At 71.6% G+C, this 19,976-nt stretch carries 20 protein-coding genes; 12 read left to right on the top strand and 8 right to left on the bottom strand.

The window, feature by feature from the left end; translation table 11 throughout:
- Positions 1–57: 57 nt before the first annotated feature.
- Positions 58–429: an SCP2 sterol-binding domain-containing protein gene (locus AC3EN4_RS17630; protein WP_435206906.1), complete on the top strand. Its 372-nt coding sequence runs from the start codon at positions 58–60 to the stop codon at positions 427–429.
- A gap of 5 nt (positions 430–434) precedes the next feature.
- Positions 435–2,477: an amylo-alpha-1,6-glucosidase gene (locus AC3EN4_RS17625; RefSeq protein WP_435207062.1), complete on the top strand. Its 2,043-nt coding sequence runs from the start codon at positions 435–437 to the stop codon at positions 2,475–2,477.
- On the opposite strand, the gene AC3EN4_RS17620 is transcribed toward AC3EN4_RS17625, so the two are convergent.
- Positions 2,474–3,181, bottom strand: a complete 708-nt coding sequence (locus AC3EN4_RS17620) for a helix-turn-helix domain-containing protein (protein ID WP_435206905.1) — start codon at positions 3,179–3,181, stop codon at positions 2,474–2,476. The genes AC3EN4_RS17625 and AC3EN4_RS17620 overlap by 4 nt on opposite strands.
- A gap of 198 nt (positions 3,182–3,379) precedes the next feature.
- Here AC3EN4_RS17620 and AC3EN4_RS17615 point away from each other — a divergent pair, with 198 nt between their 5' ends.
- From AC3EN4_RS17615 to AC3EN4_RS17605, 3 genes are all read left to right on the top strand, one after another.
- Positions 3,380–4,081 (top strand): DUF4097 family beta strand repeat-containing protein, encoded by a 702-nt coding sequence (locus AC3EN4_RS17615; protein ID WP_435206903.1) that lies wholly within the window; start codon positions 3,380–3,382, stop codon positions 4,079–4,081.
- Positions 4,082–4,107: 26 nt separating this feature from the next.
- Positions 4,108–4,926, top strand: a complete 819-nt coding sequence (locus AC3EN4_RS17610; protein WP_435206902.1) for an alpha/beta fold hydrolase — start codon at positions 4,108–4,110, stop codon at positions 4,924–4,926.
- Positions 4,927–5,178: 252 nt separating this feature from the next.
- Complete coding sequence (locus AC3EN4_RS17605) at positions 5,179–5,880, top strand: carbonic anhydrase (RefSeq protein WP_435206900.1); 702 nt, start codon at positions 5,179–5,181, stop codon at positions 5,878–5,880.
- A gap of 28 nt (positions 5,881–5,908) precedes the next feature.
- On the opposite strand, the gene AC3EN4_RS17600 is transcribed toward AC3EN4_RS17605, so the two are convergent.
- Together AC3EN4_RS17600 and AC3EN4_RS17595 are read right to left on the bottom strand one after the other, a co-directional pair.
- Positions 5,909–7,435 (bottom strand): hypothetical protein, encoded by a 1,527-nt coding sequence (locus AC3EN4_RS17600; RefSeq protein WP_435206899.1) that lies wholly within the window; start codon positions 7,433–7,435, stop codon positions 5,909–5,911.
- A gap of 13 nt (positions 7,436–7,448) precedes the next feature.
- Positions 7,449–7,826, bottom strand: a complete 378-nt coding sequence (locus AC3EN4_RS17595) for a hypothetical protein (RefSeq protein WP_435206897.1) — start codon at positions 7,824–7,826, stop codon at positions 7,449–7,451.
- A 289-nt stretch (positions 7,827–8,115) separates the two neighbouring features.
- Here AC3EN4_RS17595 and AC3EN4_RS17590 point away from each other — a divergent pair, with 289 nt between their 5' ends.
- Positions 8,116–8,682: a hypothetical protein gene (locus AC3EN4_RS17590; RefSeq protein WP_435206895.1), complete on the top strand. Its 567-nt coding sequence runs from the start codon at positions 8,116–8,118 to the stop codon at positions 8,680–8,682.
- A gap of 23 nt (positions 8,683–8,705) precedes the next feature.
- Positions 8,706–9,797: a winged helix DNA-binding domain-containing protein gene (locus AC3EN4_RS17585; protein WP_435206894.1), complete on the top strand. Its 1,092-nt coding sequence runs from the start codon at positions 8,706–8,708 to the stop codon at positions 9,795–9,797.
- Between the two features lie 12 nt (positions 9,798–9,809).
- On the opposite strand, the gene AC3EN4_RS17580 is transcribed toward AC3EN4_RS17585, so the two are convergent.
- Positions 9,810–10,379 carry a hypothetical protein gene (locus AC3EN4_RS17580; protein ID WP_435206892.1) on the bottom strand — a complete coding sequence of 190 codons (570 nt, stop codon included), beginning with the start codon at positions 10,377–10,379 and terminating at the stop codon, positions 9,810–9,812.
- Between the two features lie 246 nt (positions 10,380–10,625).
- Between AC3EN4_RS17580 and AC3EN4_RS17575 the strand changes: the two genes are divergently transcribed.
- Entirely contained in the window at positions 10,626–11,279 is a 654-nt protein-coding gene (locus tag AC3EN4_RS17575; protein ID WP_435206890.1) for a DUF4396 domain-containing protein, read from the top strand.
- A gap of 15 nt (positions 11,280–11,294) precedes the next feature.
- On the opposite strand, the gene AC3EN4_RS17570 is transcribed toward AC3EN4_RS17575, so the two are convergent.
- Positions 11,295–12,215 (bottom strand): SDR family NAD(P)-dependent oxidoreductase, encoded by a 921-nt coding sequence (locus AC3EN4_RS17570; RefSeq protein ID WP_435206889.1) that lies wholly within the window; start codon positions 12,213–12,215, stop codon positions 11,295–11,297.
- Positions 12,216–12,316: 101 nt separating this feature from the next.
- Between AC3EN4_RS17570 and AC3EN4_RS17565 the strand changes: the two genes are divergently transcribed.
- From AC3EN4_RS17565 to AC3EN4_RS17555, 3 genes are all read left to right on the top strand, one after another.
- Positions 12,317–12,982, top strand: a complete 666-nt coding sequence (locus AC3EN4_RS17565; protein ID WP_435206887.1) for a TetR/AcrR family transcriptional regulator — start codon at positions 12,317–12,319, stop codon at positions 12,980–12,982.
- 70 nt (positions 12,983–13,052) lie between these two features.
- Positions 13,053–13,937 (top strand): S41 family peptidase, encoded by an 885-nt coding sequence (locus AC3EN4_RS17560; protein WP_435206886.1) that lies wholly within the window; start codon positions 13,053–13,055, stop codon positions 13,935–13,937.
- 435 nt (positions 13,938–14,372) lie between these two features.
- Entirely contained in the window at positions 14,373–15,137 is a 765-nt protein-coding gene (locus AC3EN4_RS17555; protein ID WP_435206884.1) for an alpha/beta hydrolase, read from the top strand.
- A gap of 234 nt (positions 15,138–15,371) precedes the next feature.
- On the opposite strand, the gene AC3EN4_RS17550 is transcribed toward AC3EN4_RS17555, so the two are convergent.
- The 3 genes from AC3EN4_RS17550 to AC3EN4_RS17540 all read right to left on the bottom strand — a co-directional run bounded on the left by AC3EN4_RS17550 (position 15,372) and on the right by AC3EN4_RS17540 (position 17,103).
- Entirely contained in the window at positions 15,372–15,719 is a 348-nt protein-coding gene (locus AC3EN4_RS17550; protein WP_435206882.1) for a GlsB/YeaQ/YmgE family stress response membrane protein, read from the bottom strand.
- Positions 15,720–15,805: 86 nt separating this feature from the next.
- Positions 15,806–16,708 carry a hypothetical protein gene (locus AC3EN4_RS17545; protein ID WP_435206880.1) on the bottom strand — a complete coding sequence of 301 codons (903 nt, stop codon included), beginning with the start codon at positions 16,706–16,708 and terminating at the stop codon, positions 15,806–15,808.
- Positions 16,705–17,103: a hypothetical protein gene (locus AC3EN4_RS17540; protein ID WP_435206879.1), complete on the bottom strand. Its 399-nt coding sequence runs from the start codon at positions 17,101–17,103 to the stop codon at positions 16,705–16,707. The genes AC3EN4_RS17545 and AC3EN4_RS17540 overlap by 4 nt, the downstream gene beginning before the upstream one ends.
- A gap of 73 nt (positions 17,104–17,176) precedes the next feature.
- Here AC3EN4_RS17540 and AC3EN4_RS17535 point away from each other — a divergent pair, with 73 nt between their 5' ends.
- Positions 17,177–19,975 carry a CHAT domain-containing protein gene (locus tag AC3EN4_RS17535; protein ID WP_435206878.1) on the top strand — a complete coding sequence of 933 codons (2,799 nt, stop codon included), beginning with the start codon at positions 17,177–17,179 and terminating at the stop codon, positions 19,973–19,975.
- The last annotated feature ends 1 nt before the right edge of the window (position 19,976 follow it).

The raw sequence follows: 19,976 nt of genomic DNA, 5'->3' as shown, positions 1-19,976 counted from the left end.
AGCGTTAGGAACAGCCCGCAACGGGTAGCCGTCATCCGCTTTTTCCAGGGAGGTGGGATGACGGCGACCAGCGAGTTCTTCGAGCGGCTGGCCGCCGCGTGCCAGGATCCGCGGTTCAGCAAGGTGTGCGGGAGTGTGCGCTTCGACATCTCCGCCGGGGACGACCTGGAGCAGTGGCTCCTGGTCATCGACCACGGGAAACTACGGGTGTCGCAGAGTGGGGACCCCGCCAACACCGTCATCCGGGTGTCGGCGCAGGTGGCCGAGGCGATGGCGCGCGGCGAGGTGAACGGGCTGGCGGCGATCGAGCGTGGCGAGATCCTGGTCGACGGCGACCTCTCCCTGGCGCTGCGTCTCGGGCGGCTGTTTCCCCGCGCGGCCGAGGGTGACCCGGGAGCGGGCCGGCCGACGGCGACCAGTGCGCCGTGAGGGACATCCCGGGCACGGTGTCCTGCATCGACGGCAACACCTTCATCGTGTCGGACGCCAGTGGGGACGTGGAGTCGTCGCCCGGCACACCGGTGGGACTGTTCGCCGCCGACACGCGCTTCCTGTCCCGTTGGGTGCTCACCGTCAATGGCGAACGGCTGGATGCCCTGTCGGTGGACGACAGCCAGTACTACGAGGTCACGTTCTTCGTGGTGCCGGGCGGGGCCGTCGACTACGTGGAGGCGGACGTGTCGGCGATCCGGCGGCGACGCATCGGCCCGGACCTGGTCGAGACGCTGACGATCTTCAACTACGGCCAGGGTGTGGTCGACCTCGACGTACGGCTGGAGGTGGAGGCCGACTTCGCCGACATCTTCGAGATCAAGTTCGACATCCAGGACAAGGTGGGCAGCTACTACACCGACGTCGACGCGAACGAGTTGCGAGTCGGTTATCGACGCGGCATGTACCGGCGTGAGGTCGTCGTGTCGACAAGCGAGGCGGCCAGCATCGACGCGCGTGGTCTGCGGTTCGCGGTGCGGCTGCGGCCCGGGGAGCAGTGGGACACCCGGTTGCAGGTGGTCATGCGGGCACTGCGACCGGACGACGTCGACCTGCGCGCTCCCCTGCGGGCCCAGCGCCCGAGCGAGTCGACGCTGCCGGACAGCGTGCGCGAGTGGGTGGCGCAGGCGCCGACGCTGGACACCGAGAGCGCGACCCTCCAACAGGTGTACCACCGCAGCCTGGTGGACCTCGCGGCGCTGCGTTTCGCGCCGCTGTCGCTCAGCGGAGCTGCCGTACCCGCGGCCGGGCTGCCCTGGTTCATGACCCTGTTCGGCCGGGACAGCCTGCTGACCTGCCTCCAGACCCTGCCCGTCACACCGTCACTGGCCCCGCCGACCCTGCGGATTCTCGCCTCGCTCCAGGGCGCCCGGACCGACGACGTGCTGGAGGAGGATCCCGGCCGGATTCTGCACGAGCTGCGCTACGGGGAGTCGGCCGCGTTCGAGGAGCAGCCGCACTCCCCCTACTACGGGACCGTCGACGCGTCGCCGCTGTTCGTCGTGTTGCTCGACGAGTACGAGCGGTGGAGCGGCGACACCGCGTTGGTGATGGAGTTGGAGCAGGAGGCCCGCGCGGCCCTGACCTGGATCGACACGTACGCGGACCTGACGTCGACCGGCTACGTCTGGTACCGGCGCCGCAACCGGGCCACCGGCCTGGACAACCAGTGCTGGAAGGACTCCTGGGACAGCATCTCCTACGCCGACGGCAGGCTGCCCGGCTTCCCGAGGGCGACCTGCGAGGTCCAGGGGTACGCCTACGACGCCAAGCTCCGCGGGGCGCGGATGGCGCGCGCCTTCTGGGGTGACCCGGCCTACGCCGAGCGGCTGGAACGGGAGGCGGCGGCGTTGTACGAGCGTTTCAACCGGGATTTCTGGCTGGAGGACCGGGGCTACTACGCCCTCGCGCTCGACCACGACGGCACGCCCGTGGACAGCCTCTCCTCGAACATCGGGCACCTGCTGTGGAGTGGCATCGTGGCGCCCGACCGGGCCGCGCGGGTGGTGGAGCACCTGATGGGTCCGGCGCTCTTCTCCGGCTGGGGCGTACGGACCTTCGCCGCCGGGCAGAGCCGCTACAACCCGCTCGGCTACCACAACGGCACGGTCTGGCCGTTCGACAACTCGTTCATCGCGTGGGGCCTGCGCCGTTACGGGTTCCTCAGCGAGGCGGGTCGGATCGCCGAGGGCATCCTGTCCGCCGCGACCTACTTCCAGGGGCGGCTGCCCGAGGCGTTCGGCGGCTTCGACCGCAGCACCACCCGGTACCCGGTCCGATATCCCACCGCCGGCAGCCCGCAGGCGTGGTCCAGCGGCGCGCCGATGCTGTTGCTGCGCACCATGCTCGGCCTCGACCCGCACGAGGAACACCTGGCCGTGAACCCGGCGCTGCCGTCCGCCTTCGACCGGATCGCGCTGCTGGACATCCCCGGGCGCTGGGGGCGCGTCGACGCGTACGCCCGTCACCGCCCGGACCGGAACTAGCGTGCGTGCAGGACGTCGCGGGCCTGTTCGGCGGCGCGGGTGATGCTCTCGCTCATGAAGTCGAGGAAGCGGGCGACGTTCTCCAGGCGGGCGGCGGCGGGGGTGTGCTGGCCCAGGACGGCGACGCCCTGGCGTGCGGTCGCGGAGAGCTGGTCGTTCGCCCGGGCGCTGGCGATCGTCGCCTGGTAGAAGAGTTCGGTGTCGACGACGTAACGGTCGCGGCGGCGCTCGTCCCGCTCCCGGCGCACGAGGCTCTGACTCTCCAGGAAGCTGATCGCCTTGGAGATGGACGCCGGGCTGACGTGCAGGCGCTGGGCCAGCTCCGCCGCGGTGAGGCTGCCCGTGTCGGTGGTGAACAGGCAGGTCAGCACCCGGGCCCCCATCTTGTTCAGGCCCGATGACATGAGGACCGTCGTGAACGTCTCCGCGTACTCGGCGACCGCCTCGGCATCGCGGCCGTGCGGCTGCGGGACCGACCCGCCGCTCCGGGTGGCGGCCGGTGCGCGGCGGCGGGCGCGACGTTCGGTGGCACGGTGGGCGAGGTCCGCGCGGTAGGCGTTCGGGCCGCCGTTGCGCAACACCTCGCGGGTGACGGTCGAGGTCGGACGGTCGAGGCGACGGGCGATCTCGGCGTACGGGAGGTTGTCGGCCAAGCCCGACGCGATCTGCTGACGTTCCTGCTGGGTGAGCCTGCCTCCCGGCACGGTGGTCTCCTCGGTGTGGTCGTCCTGCGCGGCCCCGCCACCATAGCGTTCACCATCAGCCTATTGCAATGGCAACACCGGCGAGCGTTGCTTTATCAGCAGGACCGTTGCAACGTTTATAGCCCTTTGAGCTGCTAATACTCGATGTAGATGCAATTTGCTCGTTGCCGTAGCATGGAAAGCAACGTAGCGTTTCTGATGTCAGAAAGGCCGGAACGAGCATCGGAGAACGCCGTGCAGAGCTTCGCCACCCCCGCCCCCATCGCCGCCGTCCTGGACATCCCCGCCGGACGCGTCCAGTTCATCGCCGCCGACCGCGCCGACACCATCGTCGAGGTCCGACCCGCCGACGCCGGCCGCAGCCGCGACACCCGCGCCGCCGAGCAGACCACCATCGGGTACGCCGACGGCGTCCTGCGGGTCACCACCGCCTCCCCCGCCAACCAGCTCCTGGGCGCCACCGGCTCGGTGGAGGTCACCGTCCAACTGCCCACCGACTCGCGGGTCGAGGTCAGGGCCGCCAGCGCCGAGCTGCGCGGCGTCGGCCGCCTCGGTGACGTCACCGTGGACGGCGCGTACCGCCACATCAAGGTCGACGAGGCGGCGAGCATGCGGCTCACCGCGATCGACGGCACCGTCGAGGTCGGTCGGCTCAACGGCCCCGCCGAGATCAGCACCACGCGGGGCGACATCCGCGTCGCGCAGGCGACGCGCGGCCGGGTCGTGCTGCGTACCCGGTCCGGCGACATCTCGGTCGCCGCGGCCAGCGGCGTCTCGGCCTCCCTGGACGCCGGAACCGACCACGGCCGCGTCAGCAACGCCCTGGTCAACCACGGCAGCGCCGACCTCGACATCCACGCCACCACCTCGCGCGGCGACATCACCGCCCGCAGCCTCTGACACCACAACCCCAAAGGAGTACGACCATGACGACGCCCAACCCCTCCCCCACCCATTCGACGTGGACCGGCATGGTGCCGGTCGACGACACCGCCCTGGCCGTCACCGACACCGGCGGCACCGGCGTGCCGGTGCTCTACCTCAACGGCCAGTTCGCCACCCAGGGGTACTGGCGGCAGGTCCTCGCCGACCTGGGCACCCGATGGCGGCACATCACCTACGACGAGCGAGCGCGGGGCAGAAAATCGGGGCGCTCGGCGGACTACTCGTTCGAAGCGGCCGTGCGGGACGTCGACGCCGTCCTCGCCGCCCGCGGCGTGCAGCGGGCGGTCATCGTCGGCTGGTCGTACGGGGCCGTGGTCGCGGCGCACTGGGCCAATCGCAACCCGGAGCGCACCATCGGCACGGTGCTGGTCGACGGCGCGTTCCCGCACGACTGGCTGGACGAGGCAATGGAGCAGCGGATCCGCAAGCTGTTCCGGCGCCTGCGCCTCATCGCGCCGCTGCTGCGGCCGACCGGGCTGATGCCCCGGATGAGCGCCGCCCAGCAGGCGGAGAGCAACATCGAACTGGGCCGGCTCTCCCGCGAACGCGAACTGGGCCCGGTGCTCGACGCCATCACCGTGCCGGTGCGGTACGTGGTCGCCTCGGGAACGTCCCTCGGCAGCAAGGGTGACGAGCAGGAACGTATCCGCGCCAGCCTCGACGCGGTGACCGTCCGCAACCCGAACATCCAGGTCCACGCCAAGGTGGCCAGCAACCACGGCGCGATCCTCAAGAAGGACTTCGCGACCGTCGCCCAGGCGGTACGCGAGGTCGCCGCCCTCGACAGCGCGGACCGCTGAGCCGCCGACCCACCCACCCCGGCCCTCGCAGCCGCAGCCCCCGACCCCCGGCCGCCTCGCCGTCGCGTGGTGGCCGGGGCGTCTGATTCGCCTGTGACATCAGCTCCAAAGGATCCACGCACCCACCCACGATCCTCGCGGCCGACGGCGATCGGTCGGCGGCAGAACGTCGAACAACCACTGTGGAGGGATCATGGTAGGAAGGAGACGATTCGCCGCACACCCGGGAGGACCGCCGTGGGTCGTACTCATATGTCTCGCCGTTCCCTGCTGGCCGCCGGTGGCGCGACGGCCGTCGCGCTCGGCGCGGCCGTCGCGGGTCCGTCGTCGGCGAGCGCCGCCGCGCCGCCCGCCGACGATCCGGTCGGTACGCCGGCCGAGGCGCTGCGTCGACTGCTCACCGGCAACCACCGCTTCACCAGCGGTCACGGCCGACACCCGCACCAGAGCCTGGACGACCTGCACCGCCTCGCCGCCGGCCAGCACCCGTTCGCCGTCACGGTCGGCTGCGCGGACTCCCGGGTCGCGCCCGAGGTGCTGTTCGACCAGGGGCTCGGTGACCTGTTCGACAACCGGGTGGCCGGCAACATCGTCGACGACCTGCTGCTGGGCAGCGTGGAGTTCGCCGTGGAGGAGTTCGGCAGCCTGCTGATCGTCGTCCTGGGGCACGAACGCTGTGGCGCGATCACGGCCACCATCGACACCATCCGCACCGGCGGCACCGCTCCGGGCCACATCGGCACCATCGTCGAGAGCCTGCGCCCGGTGGTCGAGCCGGTGCTGAACCAGCCCGGCGACCCGGTGGAGAACGGCGTTCGCGCCAACATCGCCGCCCAGGTGCGGGCGCTCTCGGCCCGCAGCCCGATCATCGCCGAGAAGGTGCACCAGGGCGCTCTGCGGGTCGTGGGCGCCCGCTACGACCTGGACAACGGGCGGGTCTCACTGGTCGCCTGACGACCGCCGCCGTCGCGCGGAGTGGGCATCAGCGGGGTCGCTGACGCCGGTGGTGTTGCCCCGCTATCCGGGCCATCAGGCCCTGATACGCCCTGGCCCGGTCAGCCGGCTGCGGGGACAGTCCATCCACGCTCATTCGCGCGTACTCCTCCCGCTCGGTCGCGGCGGCCAACGCGTCGACGGCCGCCCGGTACGCACGCTCCTGTTCCCGGTGGCGTTCGTACCAGGCGCGGCCGGACCGGCCCGCCAGATAGACCCCGGCCGCCACGCAGCCGAATGTGATGAGCACCAGGAACATGAACGCCACCACCTCCGCGAAGGAGGGCCATGTCCCGGCCCGGCCGAGGGACTGTTCCAACCGGTGGTGGTCCCGGGCGTCGAGATAGTCGCCGGCGGCAGCGCCGGCCAGCATGAGGAAGAGCGAGAAGGTGATCAGCTGTAGCAGCAGCCCGTACCGGGACCGATCGATCCAGGCGGCGAACGAGGTCGGGGAAGCCCGGTAGGCGCCACCGAGCCGGAACGCGGTCGCGCCAAGCACGAGCGCGGCCGCCAGCCCGCCCGCCAGGAGCTGGAGGCTCAGGATGCCCGCCACCCTGGGAGAGGACCAGCCCCACGCGTAACAGCTGACCAGGACGAGCAGGCCGGTCCAACCGGCCACAAACACCATCGCCCGCCGTACGGCCGCGGCCCGAGCCGCCGGGGCGCTCCGGTCCGCCTCAGCGCTGCGCCACCTGTCGATCTGCTCCTGCGCGGCACGACGCTCGTCGGCGGCCTGACGTCGCTCCGCCTCCCGTCGGGCACGCTCGTCGGCCCGCCGGGCGTCCTGCGCCTGCCGCCGGGCCCGCTCGTCGGGAGTAACGAAAGGCGCCAGCACGACGGGACGGCTGTGCTGGCGCAGCGGGTGCCGCACCGGGAGTTCGGCGGGCGCCTGCCACCCGAAGCCTGTACCGAGCACCACCCGCATCCCACCGAGCAGACGGTCCGGCAGCAGCGTCGCGACCCGGGTGGCGTTGCGCCGGTCGTCCAGCCCGTCGACGACCAGCACCAGCCGCTCGTCCCGCCGCTCGCACGCCTGGGCGGCGTCGGCGTACCGGCCCAACAGGTGCGCCTCCCGGGTGGACCCGGTGAGATGCCCGGGCATCGACCCGTCGGTCAGCTCGACCAACTGCTCCAACACCACGTCCACGAACGCGTCGCGGGTCTCCCGCTCGGTGCGACCGGCGACGACGAAGTACGACACCACCCGTACGCCCGGCGGCGGGTGCAGGACGAACCAGGACAGCAGCGCCGTCATCCCGGCGCCCCGGCCCGCCTCCCACCGCAGGTAGCCGTCCGGTCCGTCGCCGGTGCAGAACGCCGCGAGCCGCGCCAGCTCGTCGTCCCGATCGCGCAGGTCCGCGGGGGCGATCCGGTCCACCTCGGCCAGGTAAGCCGACCGCACCACGGGCCCGAAACTGTTGTACTGCACGTTGTGGTCGCCGAACTGCACACCACGCGCCTGGCGAGCGTCCACGTCGCGCGACCGGTCGTCCTCCGGCTGCCCGCTCGCGCCCATCCACCCAGCTACCTCAGTTGAAGGTGTTGTACTGGATGTTGGAATCGCCGACCTGGACGCCCTTGGCCCCCCGCAGGTCGACATGCCCGATCTCTGTGCGCGCCCCGGCCCGGGCCTGCGCCAACAGGTCCCGGGCGAGGCGGAGGATCTGCTCGTCCCGGTCCACGCCCGCGCGGGTGAGGTCGTCGGCGAGGCGTACCTGCCAGACGCCCGACTCATCGCCCTCGGCGTCCAACGACCGCAGCGCCTGCTGACCGTCGCCGCTCAGCCGCCGCCGCACCAAAGCGCGGAAGCTCTCGGCCGCGTCGCGGACCGTGGCACTCGTCGCGTCGGCGACGCCGGTCGACGCGCCGAGCGCCAGGGCGGCGAGAAGCAACTCCACACCATCCACGCGCGCCTCCGTCATCGACACCGTCGCGATGCCCCCATTGCACCACCCGGCGGGCACAGGCGGACACCCGCGCGGGCTGCCCGAGCCGGCGCAGCGGATCGATGGCAACCCATCCAAGCAGGTCACCGGCCACACTCGGGCAGTGTCCGGATCACGACAACCCGACGCCACACCTTCCAGGACGGCGGGCTCCAGGGAACCGGCCGAGGCGGGCGGGCGTCTCACCGATGATCGCTCGTTAAGCCTGTAGTGCCCAGAAGGTGACCTGCTGCCGCGAGGAATTGTGATCATGCGTCGACGCCTGACCGCTCTGCTGTCCGTACCGCTGCTCGCCCTTCCCGCCGCGTGCGCCGCCGCATCGGCGACACCGCAGGCACCGCCGGCCTTCACTACGCCCGCACCCGCGCAGTCGTACTGGCCGGGCCAGGACGAGTTGATGGCTGCCGCCGGGGTGGTGGAGGACCACGCCGCCCGAAACTGGTCGCGTGTGTACACCTCGGTCAGCCTCGACGTACCCGCAGGGGTGCTGCTGGTCCACCGCGTCCCCACCCCCGGCTTCGACGCGGAGATCCGCCCGCTGGTACGCGGGGTGACCGTGCGCTTCGTCGACACCGCCCACTCCGCGCGGACGCTCGACGGGTGGTTCGAGCGGGTCCAGGCCGATGTGAGCTACTGGCAGCGTCGCGGCGTGACGATCCACAGCCTGTGGTGGAACGGTGAGGGCTCGGCCGGTCGCTGTCTGACCGTGGAGGTGGCGAACCCACGGCGCGACGCGGCCCTCATCACCAAGCACTACACGGACATGTCCATCTGCGTACGCCAGGGAGGGCCGGCGGAGCCACTCACCGCGAACTGACCGACCGCGGCTAGGGTGCGGTCATGGTCGATCGTCGCCAGGTGATGAACTTCCGGGTCCGGGCGCAGCAGCTCGACCGGGACGACGGCACGCTCGCCGACACCGCCGTCCTGGACCTCGGTGTGCAGAACACCGGCCCGGACGGCGCCCGGTGGGCCCTCGCCATCCGCGGGGTCGACGTGACCGCGCTGTCCGACGCCGACATGGTCCTGCTGTGGACGGTGCGGGGCGCTCCCCACCTCTACCGCAGGGTTGACGTCGGGCACGTCGTGGCCGCCATCGAGCCGTTCTCGGACGCCGACGCGGGCAAGCGCATCTACGACGCGTCGAAGCCGTTGAAGGCCGCGAGCATCAGCAACCTCGCCGCCCTCGACGAGGTGGCCGCCGCCATGCGGAAGATCGTCACCACACCGACGGTCAAGGGCGACGTCTCCGGCCGCCTGGCCACCCTGCTGCCCGAGCCGTACCTGCGGTTCTGCCGGCCGTGCGACGCCACCCACCTCTACGAGATGCCGTTCCGGCTCGCCGCCGCCCGAGCCGGTCTGGAGTTGCAGCTCGACACGTCACCGCCGGTCCTGCGGCGCATCACGGGATTCCGTAAGGCGTCCGCGCCGGGTGACCGGTTCGACCTCGTCCGCGCGTACCTCCGGCTGCTCGGTCCGGCCACGCCGAAGCACGTCGCCGACTACCTCGACGCGCCGGTCAAGGACGTGAAGGCGCGTTGGCCCGACGACGTGGTGGACGTGACGGTGGACGGCGAGACGCGCTCGCTGCTGGCCGCCGACGCCGAGGCGCTGACGTCGGCCGAGGTCAGCGCAACCCGCCTGCTCGGCCCGTTCGACCTGTTCCTGCAGGCGAAGGACCGGGCGACGCTGGTGCCCGACGCCGCCCACGTCAAGGAGTTGTGGCCGGTGCTGGGTCGCCCCGGCGCGGTCCTGGTCGACGGTGAGATCGTCGGCACCTGGCGTCCCCGCAAGTCCGGCAAGACGTTAACGGTCGCGGTCGAGCCCTGGCGCACGCTGTCGGCCGGCACGCGCGACGCCATCAGCGCACAGGCCGAACGCCTCGCCACGCACCGGTCCACCACGCTGGCCGGCGTCGACTTCGCCCGCTAGAAACAGAAAGCGTCAGCGCGGCACCCGGGTACGCCGGTAGTAGGACCAGCCGGCCAGCGGCAACGCGATCGCCCAGGCCAGGAGCAGCGGGAGGCCGATCAGGACACCCGTCGGGGTGAAGATGTCCTGGTCACTGGAGTCGGAGAGGTCGGCGGCGAACTGCCAGGGCAGGGTCGCCGCGTAGCCGATCATCAGGGCGGAGCCCAGCACCGTGGGCGTGAGCGGCACCCACGGTGGTACCCGATGGCCGCGCAGCCACGGCAGCCACCGAGGAAAGGTACGCCCCCAGTCGCTGATCAGACCGAGGGCCAGCACTCCCCCGAGCCCGGCGAGGACGCACAGCAGGCCCAGGTAGAACGCGCCGGCCGGCAGACCCAGGAACCCGTCCACGGGGTGGTCGCCGACGCCGGGCCCGCGACCGTGGTACCACTCCTCGAATGGCTCGGCGTGTGCGAACAGCGGGATGCCGAGGATCCAGGGCACGTGCAGGGGGATGAAGCCCAGCACGGGCGCGATCCACGCGACGTGTCCGGCTCGGCGTGCCCAGGGAGGCGGCGGCGATTGTCGGGTGCTCTGTTTCATGGTCGTCACTCCGTACCCGTGCGGTGGTTTCTTCGGATTCCACGCTGCGCTGCCGGCGGGCCCGCCGGATCCCCGCGCAGAGGGAGCCGGGTCCCCGGGTCCGGGAGGCACGGCCCGCGCGACGAACGCCCGATCCACCGGTACGGACGAGTGCGGCATGGCAGACTGTGGCTGCCCTCGGCCGTCGACACCAGCCAGCGAACCCCTCAGGTTCGGCCCGCCAGCGGCGGGTGGGAGGGGGCGAGAATGCAGCCGGGCTGGCTCTCGACGCTCGCCTGGATCTCGCTTGCGGTCGGCGTCGTCAGCTTCGTGATCGTCCTGGTCGACACCTACCTCTACGGGCACCGCCAGCCGGCCAGGGTCATGGAGATCGTCTGGCTGGTGACCGTCCTGTACGTCGGTCCGGTAGCCGTCCGCCTCTACTGGAACTGGGGTAGACCCGGGCCGCGCGCCCCGAACCGGCGGGGGGTCGTCGTGACCCAGGTGTCCCGTTGTGGCGCGCACTGCGCTCTCGGTTTCATCGTCGCCGAGGTCGCGCTGTACGGACTCGACCTGTCCCCGGACCTGCTGTGGATCGACTACGCCGGCGACTACCTGATGGCGGTGACGATCGCCGTGCTCTTCCGGCTCTTCGAGGGTCCTCGGCGCAGTGTCACGCGGATCTGGTCCGCGCTGAGGACGGTCGTGAAGGTGGAACTGCTGACCATCACCACGTTCGAGGTGGCGCTCTTCGTGTGGCTGACGCTGGCGCACCACATGGTCTCCGGGGAGTCACCCCTGCGGCCGGACAGCCCCACGTTCTGGTTCGTCGGCCAGCTCGGGCTGATCGCCGGGTTCGTCGCGGCCTGGCCCGCCGCCACCTGGCAGATCGGCCGAGGGCGGGCGATCGCGGCCCGCTGATCGCGATCGGCCCACCTACGGTCGCCCTTCGGCGGTCGCCCGGCCGATCGGGAACCGTACGCCGGTGAGGTCCTCCGAGACGTCCCAGAGGCGTTGCTGCACGGCTAGGTCGTACGACTCGGGGCTCGACGTGACGAGCTTCGGGTGGCCACGCGCCTCGCCCAGGCCGTCGGGGCCGTAGTACTGCCCACCGAGCACGGCCGGGTCGGTGGCGGCGCGCAGGGTGGGCAGCGCGCCCGCCGCGGCGGGCTGGGTGATCACGGGGGCGAGCGCGGTGATCGGCGCGCGGACGATCGCGGGTGAGTTGCGGACCAGTTCGGTGTTGGAGACGCCGGGGTGCGCGGCCACCGCGACGGTGGTGCCGTGCGGGGCGAGCCGGCGTTGCAACTCGTAGGTGAACATCAGGTTGGCGAGCTTGGACTGGCCGTAGGCGGCGACCCGGCTGTACGACCGCTCCCACTGCAGGTCGTCGAATCCGATGGCGGCGCGGATGCGGTGCCCGACGCTGCTGACCGTGACCACCCGGGAGCCGGGCACCGGCAACAGCACATCGATCAGCAGGCCGGTGAGCGCGAAGTGGCCCAGGTGGTTGGTGCCGAACTGCATCTCGAAGCCGTCGCGGGTGGTCTGCTTCGGCGTGTACATCACGCCGGCGTTGTTGATGAGCAGGTCGATGCGCGGGTGGCTGGCACGCAGGTCGGCGGCGGCGGCGCGGACCGAATCCAGCGAGGTCAGATCCAGTTCCTGTACGGAGACGTCGCCGCTCATCCGGGCGGCGGCGCGCTTGCCCTTCTCGGTGTCGCGCACGGCCAGCACGACCGACGCCCCGCGCTCGGCGAGCAGCCGGGCGGTCTCGAAGCCCAGGCCGGTGTTGGCGCCGGTGACCACGGCCACCCGGCCGTCCTGGCGCGGAATCTGCTGCTCGGTCCACTTCATCTCAGGCTCCCAAGGTACCGTCGGTAAGTTATGCTCGAAACGCTAATGTACCGCCGGTACACTGTCAAGAGACCGCCGGTACCTAAGTTAGGGTTCACCTCATGACCTTCCAGCGAGCGCGCAGCGAGGAGCAGCGTGCGGTCCGACGCCAGGCGATCCTGGAGACGACCTCGGCGATGCTCGACGAGATGCCGGTGGCCGACGTGACCCTCAACGAGTTGAGCCGGCGGGTCGGTCTGGCCAAGACGGCGGTGCTGCGCTACTTCGAGTCCCGTGAGGCGGTGCTGCTCGACCTGCTGGACGACCGGACCACGACCTGGCTGGCCGAGTTGGAGCAGGAGTTGGCCCAGGGCGTCGACCCGAGCCGATCGGCGTCGGAGCGGGCCGAGCAGGTGGCCGACGTGCTCAGCCGGTCGCTCGCCGCCCAGACGGTGCTCTGTGATCTCTTCGGCGCGCAGGGCGGGGTGCTCGAACACAACGTCTCGGTCGAGGCGGCCCGCCGGCACAAGCGAGCCTCGCTGGCCAACCTCGCGGTGATGGCCGGCCTGGTCAGCCGGCACCTGCCCGAGGTCGGCGACCGCGCCGACCTCTTCTGCCTTCAGGTCCTCCTGGTGGCCGGCGCGTTCTCCGCCTACAACACGCCGCCCCCGAGCCTGCTCGCCGTCTACGAGTCCGAGCCGGCGCTCGCCGTCTACCACATCGACCTGCGGACAGCCCTGCGCATCGCGATCAGCACGCACCTCCTGGGCGTGCTGCCACGCTCCTGAGCCCCGGTGCGCACGTGTGGGCGCGAAACTCGATGGTCATGACGCGACCCGCCGTCTATCGTGGCCCGCCGTGCTGTCGAACGAAGAGATCATCGGACGCGCCCTGGATCGGATCGAGGCAGGGTACGTCTTTCCTGCGAAGGTCGAGGACATCGACGCCGCGATCCGGCGGCGTCTCGCGGCGGGTGAGTACGACGACCTGGACGGGCCGGCGCTCTGCGAGGCGGTGACCGCTCACCTGCAGCAGGTGTGCCCGGACAAGCATCTGCGGCTGCTGTGGTCGGACCAGCCGCAGTCGCTGGATCCCGCGGACGAGGACGGGGGGAAGGCGGCGTTCCTCGCCCTGCTCCGGACGGAGAACCAGGGCATCCGCCGGGTCGAGCAGGTGGACGGTACGGTCGGGCTCATCGACGTGCGGCGCATCGCGTACGCCGACGAGGGGGCCGGCGCGATCGGTGCGGCCATGCAACTGGTCGCCCTCAGCTCGGCGCTCATCCTGGACCTACGCGCGTGCTCCGGCGGAGCGCCGGAAGGAGCCGCGATGTGGTGCAGCTACTTCTTCCCCGACGATCAGGTGCACCTCAACGACTTCTACGAACGGTCCACCGGCGCCACCCGCCAGTTCTGGACCGCCGCGCACCTTCCCGCGCCGCGCTATCTGGACCGCCCGGTCTACGTGCTCACCAGCGCGTCGACGTTCTCCGGGGGCGAGGACGTCGCGTACACCCTCCAGGCGCACGGTCGAGCCGTCGTCGTCGGTGAGACGACCCGGGGCGGCGCGCATCCGACGGCCCGCCACGCGGTCACCGAACACATCCTGGTGACCGTCCCGACCGCCCGGACCATCAACAGCGTCACCGGTACCAACTGGGAGGGCGTTGGAGTGGTCCCCGACGTACCCGTGCCGGCCGACCAGGCACTCGACGCGGCGCTCACGGCCATCGCGAACGTCTAGGCGGTGTCTTCAAAGGATCTTGGTGGGGCAGGATATAGCACGTGCCTCGATGGACTGAGTCGGACTCTGGCGTTCGTGCTCTCGGGCCGCAACGTCAACGACTGCACCCGCTTCAGGCACACCGTGCGCCTTCGCGACCGCCACGCCATCCGACCGGCAGCGACAACACCCTGATAAGGGTGATGCCTGTCAGTCATCTAGATGACTCACAGGCATCACCCCCATCAGCATTACCGCCGCCGCTCAGCGCCGCGGCCCGACCGCGCTGATCGCGGCCTCGTTCCAGGCCACCGTCACCATCGCCACGCCTCCAGTGGTTGTGAACCTTTGAAGACACGGCCTAGGGCGGCCGGGGTCTGCGCGCCGTTCCGTGTTCCCGGCCGGTCGGGCACCGACCGGGTTGCGGACGTGCCTGGTCGATGATCGGATGCCGTCATGCCGGGGACCTGTCGTAGCTCCTCGACCTCGTATCGGGCCGCCGACGGCAGTGAGCTGCCTCTGCTGGTCTTCGAGCCGGCCGAGGGCACACCGCCGCGCGCCGGCATCGTCCTCTTCCACGGCGGCGCCCTGCGCCGCGGATCGCCCGACGGCCTCGCCCCGCACTGCCGGGCACTGGCGTCGCGGGGAATCCTGGCGGTGTCGGCCGGGTACCGGCTGCTGGACCAGGGCGCGACCAGCATCGACGACTGCCTCGGCGACGTGCGGCGCGCGGTCGCGCGGTTCGGCCGGCTGGCCGCGTCGCGCGGGCTCGACGCGTCGCGGCTGGCCTCGGGCGGCAGTTCGGCCGGCGCTCACCTGGCGATGCTGGCGGCCCTGACGGCACCGGAGCGCGGCGTCCCGGCCGTGGTGGCCCTCAATCCGGCGGGACTCGACCTGGGCGCTCTCGCGCCCGAGGCGCAGCGCCGCCTGGAACGGCAGGTTGGCCTCGACGCGGGCCGGCTGATCGAGTATTCGCTGATCGAGCGGGTCCGGCCGGGCAGTCCGCCGACGCAGATCCACCACGGCACCCGCGACGAGGTCGAGCCGATCGACTCCGCGCGGCGCTTCCGCGACGCGATGACGCGCGCCGGCAACGAGTGCGCCCTCCTGGAGTACGAGGACGCCGCGCACGGCTTCCACTACCCCGGCGGCGGTGGACACTTCGACGACGTCATCGACGCCACGACACTGTTCCTCCTCGACCGCATCGCCACGAACTGAACAACGCACGGGCCGGGCCGGTCGTTCGCCTACCCGTGCGGCGAGTCGGTACTCGACTGACCCCTTGTCAGCGAGATCGGGGCGCCCAGCTGCCAAGATCCGCACAACTTCCCTGATACTGCTGCCTCCGCCACCCGGGAGACACCAACATCCCTGATGTTGTGCGGATCTTGGGAGCGGATCGGCGTGGCGGAGGCACGCTGACCGGGAGCCGGGCCGCGGCGATGTCGGCGATCAGGATTCGCGCTTGGCCTTGGTGCGCCGGGGCCGCCGGCGAGGGGTGTCGTCGCCGCCGGCAAGACGGGTGAAGGTGAGCATGTTCGCCAGCGCCACGGCGACGATCGCGAGGCCGACCTGGATCGCGAGCACGATCCAGTCCCAGCGCAGCACCCACACCTTCACCCCGGCGTCGTCGTCGACGTGCAGCGCCTTGGCGACCACGGTGCCCAGCACCGCCGAGCCGACCCCGAGAACGAACGTGGCGAAGATGCCGATCCGCTGCCGCCCCGGCAGGATGAGCCGGCCGAGCAGGCCGACGAGGGCGCCGATGAGCACCGCGCCGAGATAACCGGTTACCAGCATTGCCGTCTCTCCCCTTCCAGCAGTGCGGGGATACATGCCCGATTCTCACGTTCCCGGAAACCCCGCCAGCACCGAGCCCCTGGGGATCACCGGTCCTTGCGGAGCAGCGCGGTCACCGCCTCGCCGTCGGCCGTGCCGAAGGTGCCGTCGGTGGGATGTCCCAACGCCGCGCCGAGGGTGCGTACGTGCAGGTCGACCACCGCCTCCACCAGGTCGGCCAGCACGGACACCGTACTGCGGCCCTGTCGCCAGCCCACCACGCACAGGCCGACGCCGACGATCGCCGCGGGCCACCACAGCAGGCCGAGCGCCAGATACAGCAACCCCCAGCCCACCCGTCGGGCGGCGCCGGCGAAGTCGGCCTGCGCGAGGGCGAGCGGTCCCCTGGTCTCCTCGGGCAGCAGTAACCACAGCCGGGGCCAGGCGGCGGCCAGGTCCAGGCCGTAGCAGGCCCGCACCCGTACCGCCGTGGCCTGCATCCGGTCACCGATCCAGGTCGGTCGGTCCGGCTCGGTCAACGCGATACGGTCGCAGGCGCGGGCGAGCGCCTGGGTGTCCGGTAGCGGTCCGGCGGCGTCGTCGGCGGACCGCAACCGGCGTGCCTTGTCCCGCAGGGCGTTCTCGTACCGGTCCATGGCGGCGTTCCACCGGCGTCGCCGTCGGCGGGTCACCGCGTCGCCGGCGCGACCCCAGTGCTGGGTCCACAGGGCCACGACCAGGCGTTCCAGGCTCTGGGCGGCCATCGCGGCGACGATACCGCCCAGCACGACACCGAGGACGATCAGCAAGGCCGAACCGGTGCTCCGGGCCGGTGTCGCGAGGGCGAGTCGGTCCACCTCCTGCCGCAGCAGCCGCAGGTCCCACCAATGGGTGTGGCCGAGTCGCGCCGCCGTGGCGACCATCGCCACGAACACCACACCGGGCAACGCCAGTCCGGCGAGCCACCGCTCCGCCAGCTTCCCGCCGAGCGAGGCGATGAGCGCGTTCACCGGTCCATCCGGAACGTCGGCAATGGGCAGTCAAACACGGCGCAGCGCGGCGCTTCGGCGTCCGGCCGGGGGATCTCGACCCGGTCGCACAGGTCGCCGGGACACACCTGGACCACCTCGGGGCGGCGGCCGTGGATGCCGGCCAACGGCAGGTACCGATCTCCCCGGACGGTGGAGTCACCTCCGACCAGGCCACCGACACGCATCAACTCGGTCACCTCGGCGAGCACCGCGTCCACGCCCTGGTCGGTCAGTGACCGGTCCCGCAGTCGCGTCAGGGCCCGGGCCGGCTCCGGCCCGAGCAGGTCGCCCACCTGCGCGATGTCCGCGCAGACCCGGGCCAGTCGAGCCGCCCGGTCGTCGTCGAGTCGCCTGTCCGGCGCCGATTGGCTCATCGGCTGATTATCTACCGTCGATGTGGCGCACGGCTGGCAGGCTGGGGAGCATCCGCGACGGGGAGGTGCGCCGATGGGTCGCTACGCAAGGGACGCCGTGAACGACTGGCGTCGTGTCGCGGCCGGCCAGCGGCGCGGCGACCGGCGCTGGACCGAGGCCCAGGTGGAGCTGGGGGCCGCGCTGCTCGACCGGTACCACGCGGACCGGGCGAGGCAGGACCTGATCGAGGCCACCGTCGTGCTGGAGGGCGCGATCCGCACGATGGCCGACTCCTTTCTGGCCGAAGAGTTGGGTACGACGCACGGTCTGCTCGCGCTGGTCACGTACACCGATGTGCTGTTGGCCAGGGCCCGGATCGAGAGTGAGCCGCAACTCCTGGACGTCGCCGAGCAGTATCTGCAGTTCGCGGAGGACGCCTCGGCCGACCTGGGCAACAGCGCGATGCTGATGCTCAAGAAGTGCCAGGTCTACCGGGTCCGGCACGACTTCGACGGCTCGGTCGACACGCTCTATCGGCTCACCGCCATCGCCGACATGGCCGAGAACTGGATCAGCGAGGAGAACCGGGCCGCGTTGCGGGGCATCCACGCGGAGGCGCTGTTACGCGCCTACCAGCTCACCGGTGTGGAGGACTACGTCGACGAGGCGCTGGACCTGCTGTCGTCGGTGGACACCGTCGGGCCCAACCAGGACCAGATCGTCATGCTGCGCGCCCGGTGCCTGCTGGCCAGGGCGGCCGGGACCACCCACACCGCCGATGTCGAACGGGCCGTCGCGGTGCTGCGGGATCACTCCCCGCAGAGCATCGACGCGCGTTTCCTGCTCGGTCAGACGCTGCTCACCCTTGTCGACCGCACCGGCCGGGCCGACCTGCTCGGCCAGGCCTGGGAGGAGTTCGCCGGCGCGTTGACCACCGTCGGCGAGCGCCATCCGCATCATCGGATGGCGCTCGCCAGCCTGTCCACCGTCGGCATGAAGACGCACCAGCTCACGGGCGACGTCACTGCCCTGGAGACGGCGATCGGCCTGCTGCGCCGGGCGCTCGCGCTGTCCGTACGCGGGGAGCCCAACCACGCGTTGTACCTGGACCAGTTGGGCTACAGCCTGCGGCTGCTCTACGACGCCACCGGGGAGCCCGCCTACCTGGAAGAGTCGCTCGTCCTGCTGCGCCAGGCGCTGGAGTCCCTGCCCCCGCGCCATCCGCAGCGCGTCGAGACCGGGTTGTCCATCGCCCAGGCGTTGCGGGCGACCTACCTGCGTACCGGTGAGAAGACCCTGCTCACCGAGGCGGCCGAACGGGCGCTCGCCGCCGGCCGCATCGAGTCCGGCGCCGTACCGGTCCGGATTCAGGCCCTCGACAAGGCGGCCTACTCGCTGACCACGCTGGACCGGTGGGAGGAGGCGGCGGATGCCTTCGAGGAGGCCATCACGCTGCTGCCCCGGTTGGCCTCGCGGGGGCGTACCCGACACGACCAGTACGCCGACCTCGGCTCGACGGCCGGGCTGGCGGCGACTGCCGCCTCCTGCGCGATCGGCGCGGGGCAGCCGGAGCGTGCCTTGGAGCTGCTGGAGCGGGGCCGAGGGCTGCTGCTGCAGCAACGGTTGACCGCGGACGGCGAGTGGGCGGCGCTCCAACGCGCCGACGGGCGTCTGGCGGCCGACTTCCAGCGGATGCGCCGGGACTTCGAAGCGCCCGCCCCCGACGCGTCCCGGCCCACCACCTTCGGCCGGGATCGGGAAACCGAGTGGAACGTGCTGCTGGCCACGATCCGGGAGCTGCCCGGCCTGGGTGACTTCCTGCGCACGCCCAGCGCCCGGCAACTCCTCGACCAGGTCGACGGGACCGTGGTCGTGCCGATCGCGAGCGGGTTGCGCTGCGACGCGCTCATCCTGCGGGAGCAGCGCGTGACGGTGCTCCCGCTGCCGGACCTGTCGCTGGCCGACGCGATGACACAGCTGCGGCTGCTCCAGGAGGCCACCACCACGGCGTCCGATCCGACGGCGGACGCACGGCGCCGCCTGCGCGCCCAGTCGGTGCTCACCGGCGTACTCGAATGGTTGTGGTCCGCCCTTGTCGGTCCGGTGCTGGAGCGGATCGACGCGCCCGGGACCGGCGGCGAGCTGCCGCGTGTCTGGTGGTGTCCGGTGGGTCCGCTGGCGTTCTTCCCCCTGCACGCCGCGCAGGCCGGTGCCGCCGGGTCCGCGCTCGACCGGGTGGTCTCCTCCTACACCCCGACCGTGACCGCGCTCGCCCGCAAACGCACCGGGTCGCGCCGGCCTCGGCCCGACGCCCGGTCCTGCGTCGTGGCGATGCGCGCCACCCCCGGCGGCCCGGCCGGCTTGCCCAGCGCGGAACGCGAGGCCGCGTCGGCGGCGCGGGCGCTGCCCCGGGCGTGGCTCGGGCTGGACGCGAAGGCCACCCGGGAGCAGGTCCTGGACCGGTTGGCCGACTCGGCGTACGCGCACTTCGCCTGCCACGCGGTGGCCGATCCGCACGATCCGGCGCAGGGCCGGCTGCTCGTGCACGACCACCAGGACAGCCCGTTCACCGTCGCCGACGTGTCCCGGCTCGACCTGGACGCGGAGTTCGCCTTCCTGTCGGCCTGCGCGACCACCCAGGCCCCGCCGGCCCTCGTCGACGAGGCGCTGCACATCACCGGCGCGTTCCAGCTCGCCGGGTTCCGGAACGTCATCGGTACCCTGTGGGAGGTCGACGACGCGATCTCCCTCGACCTGACCACCGCCTTCTACGCGCACGGCGACCCGACCGGGTCGGCGGCGTACGCGCTGCACTCGGCCGTACGGGGGCTGCGGGACCGCTACCCCCTCGCGCCGACGCTGTGGGCCGCGCACATCCACACCGGAGGCTGAG

The sequence above is a fragment of the Micromonospora sp. bgisy143 genome (genome assembly GCF_057708145.1).
The sequence above is the reverse complement of the archived record's forward strand: the minus strand, read 5'-3'. Positions and strand labels throughout refer to the sequence as shown.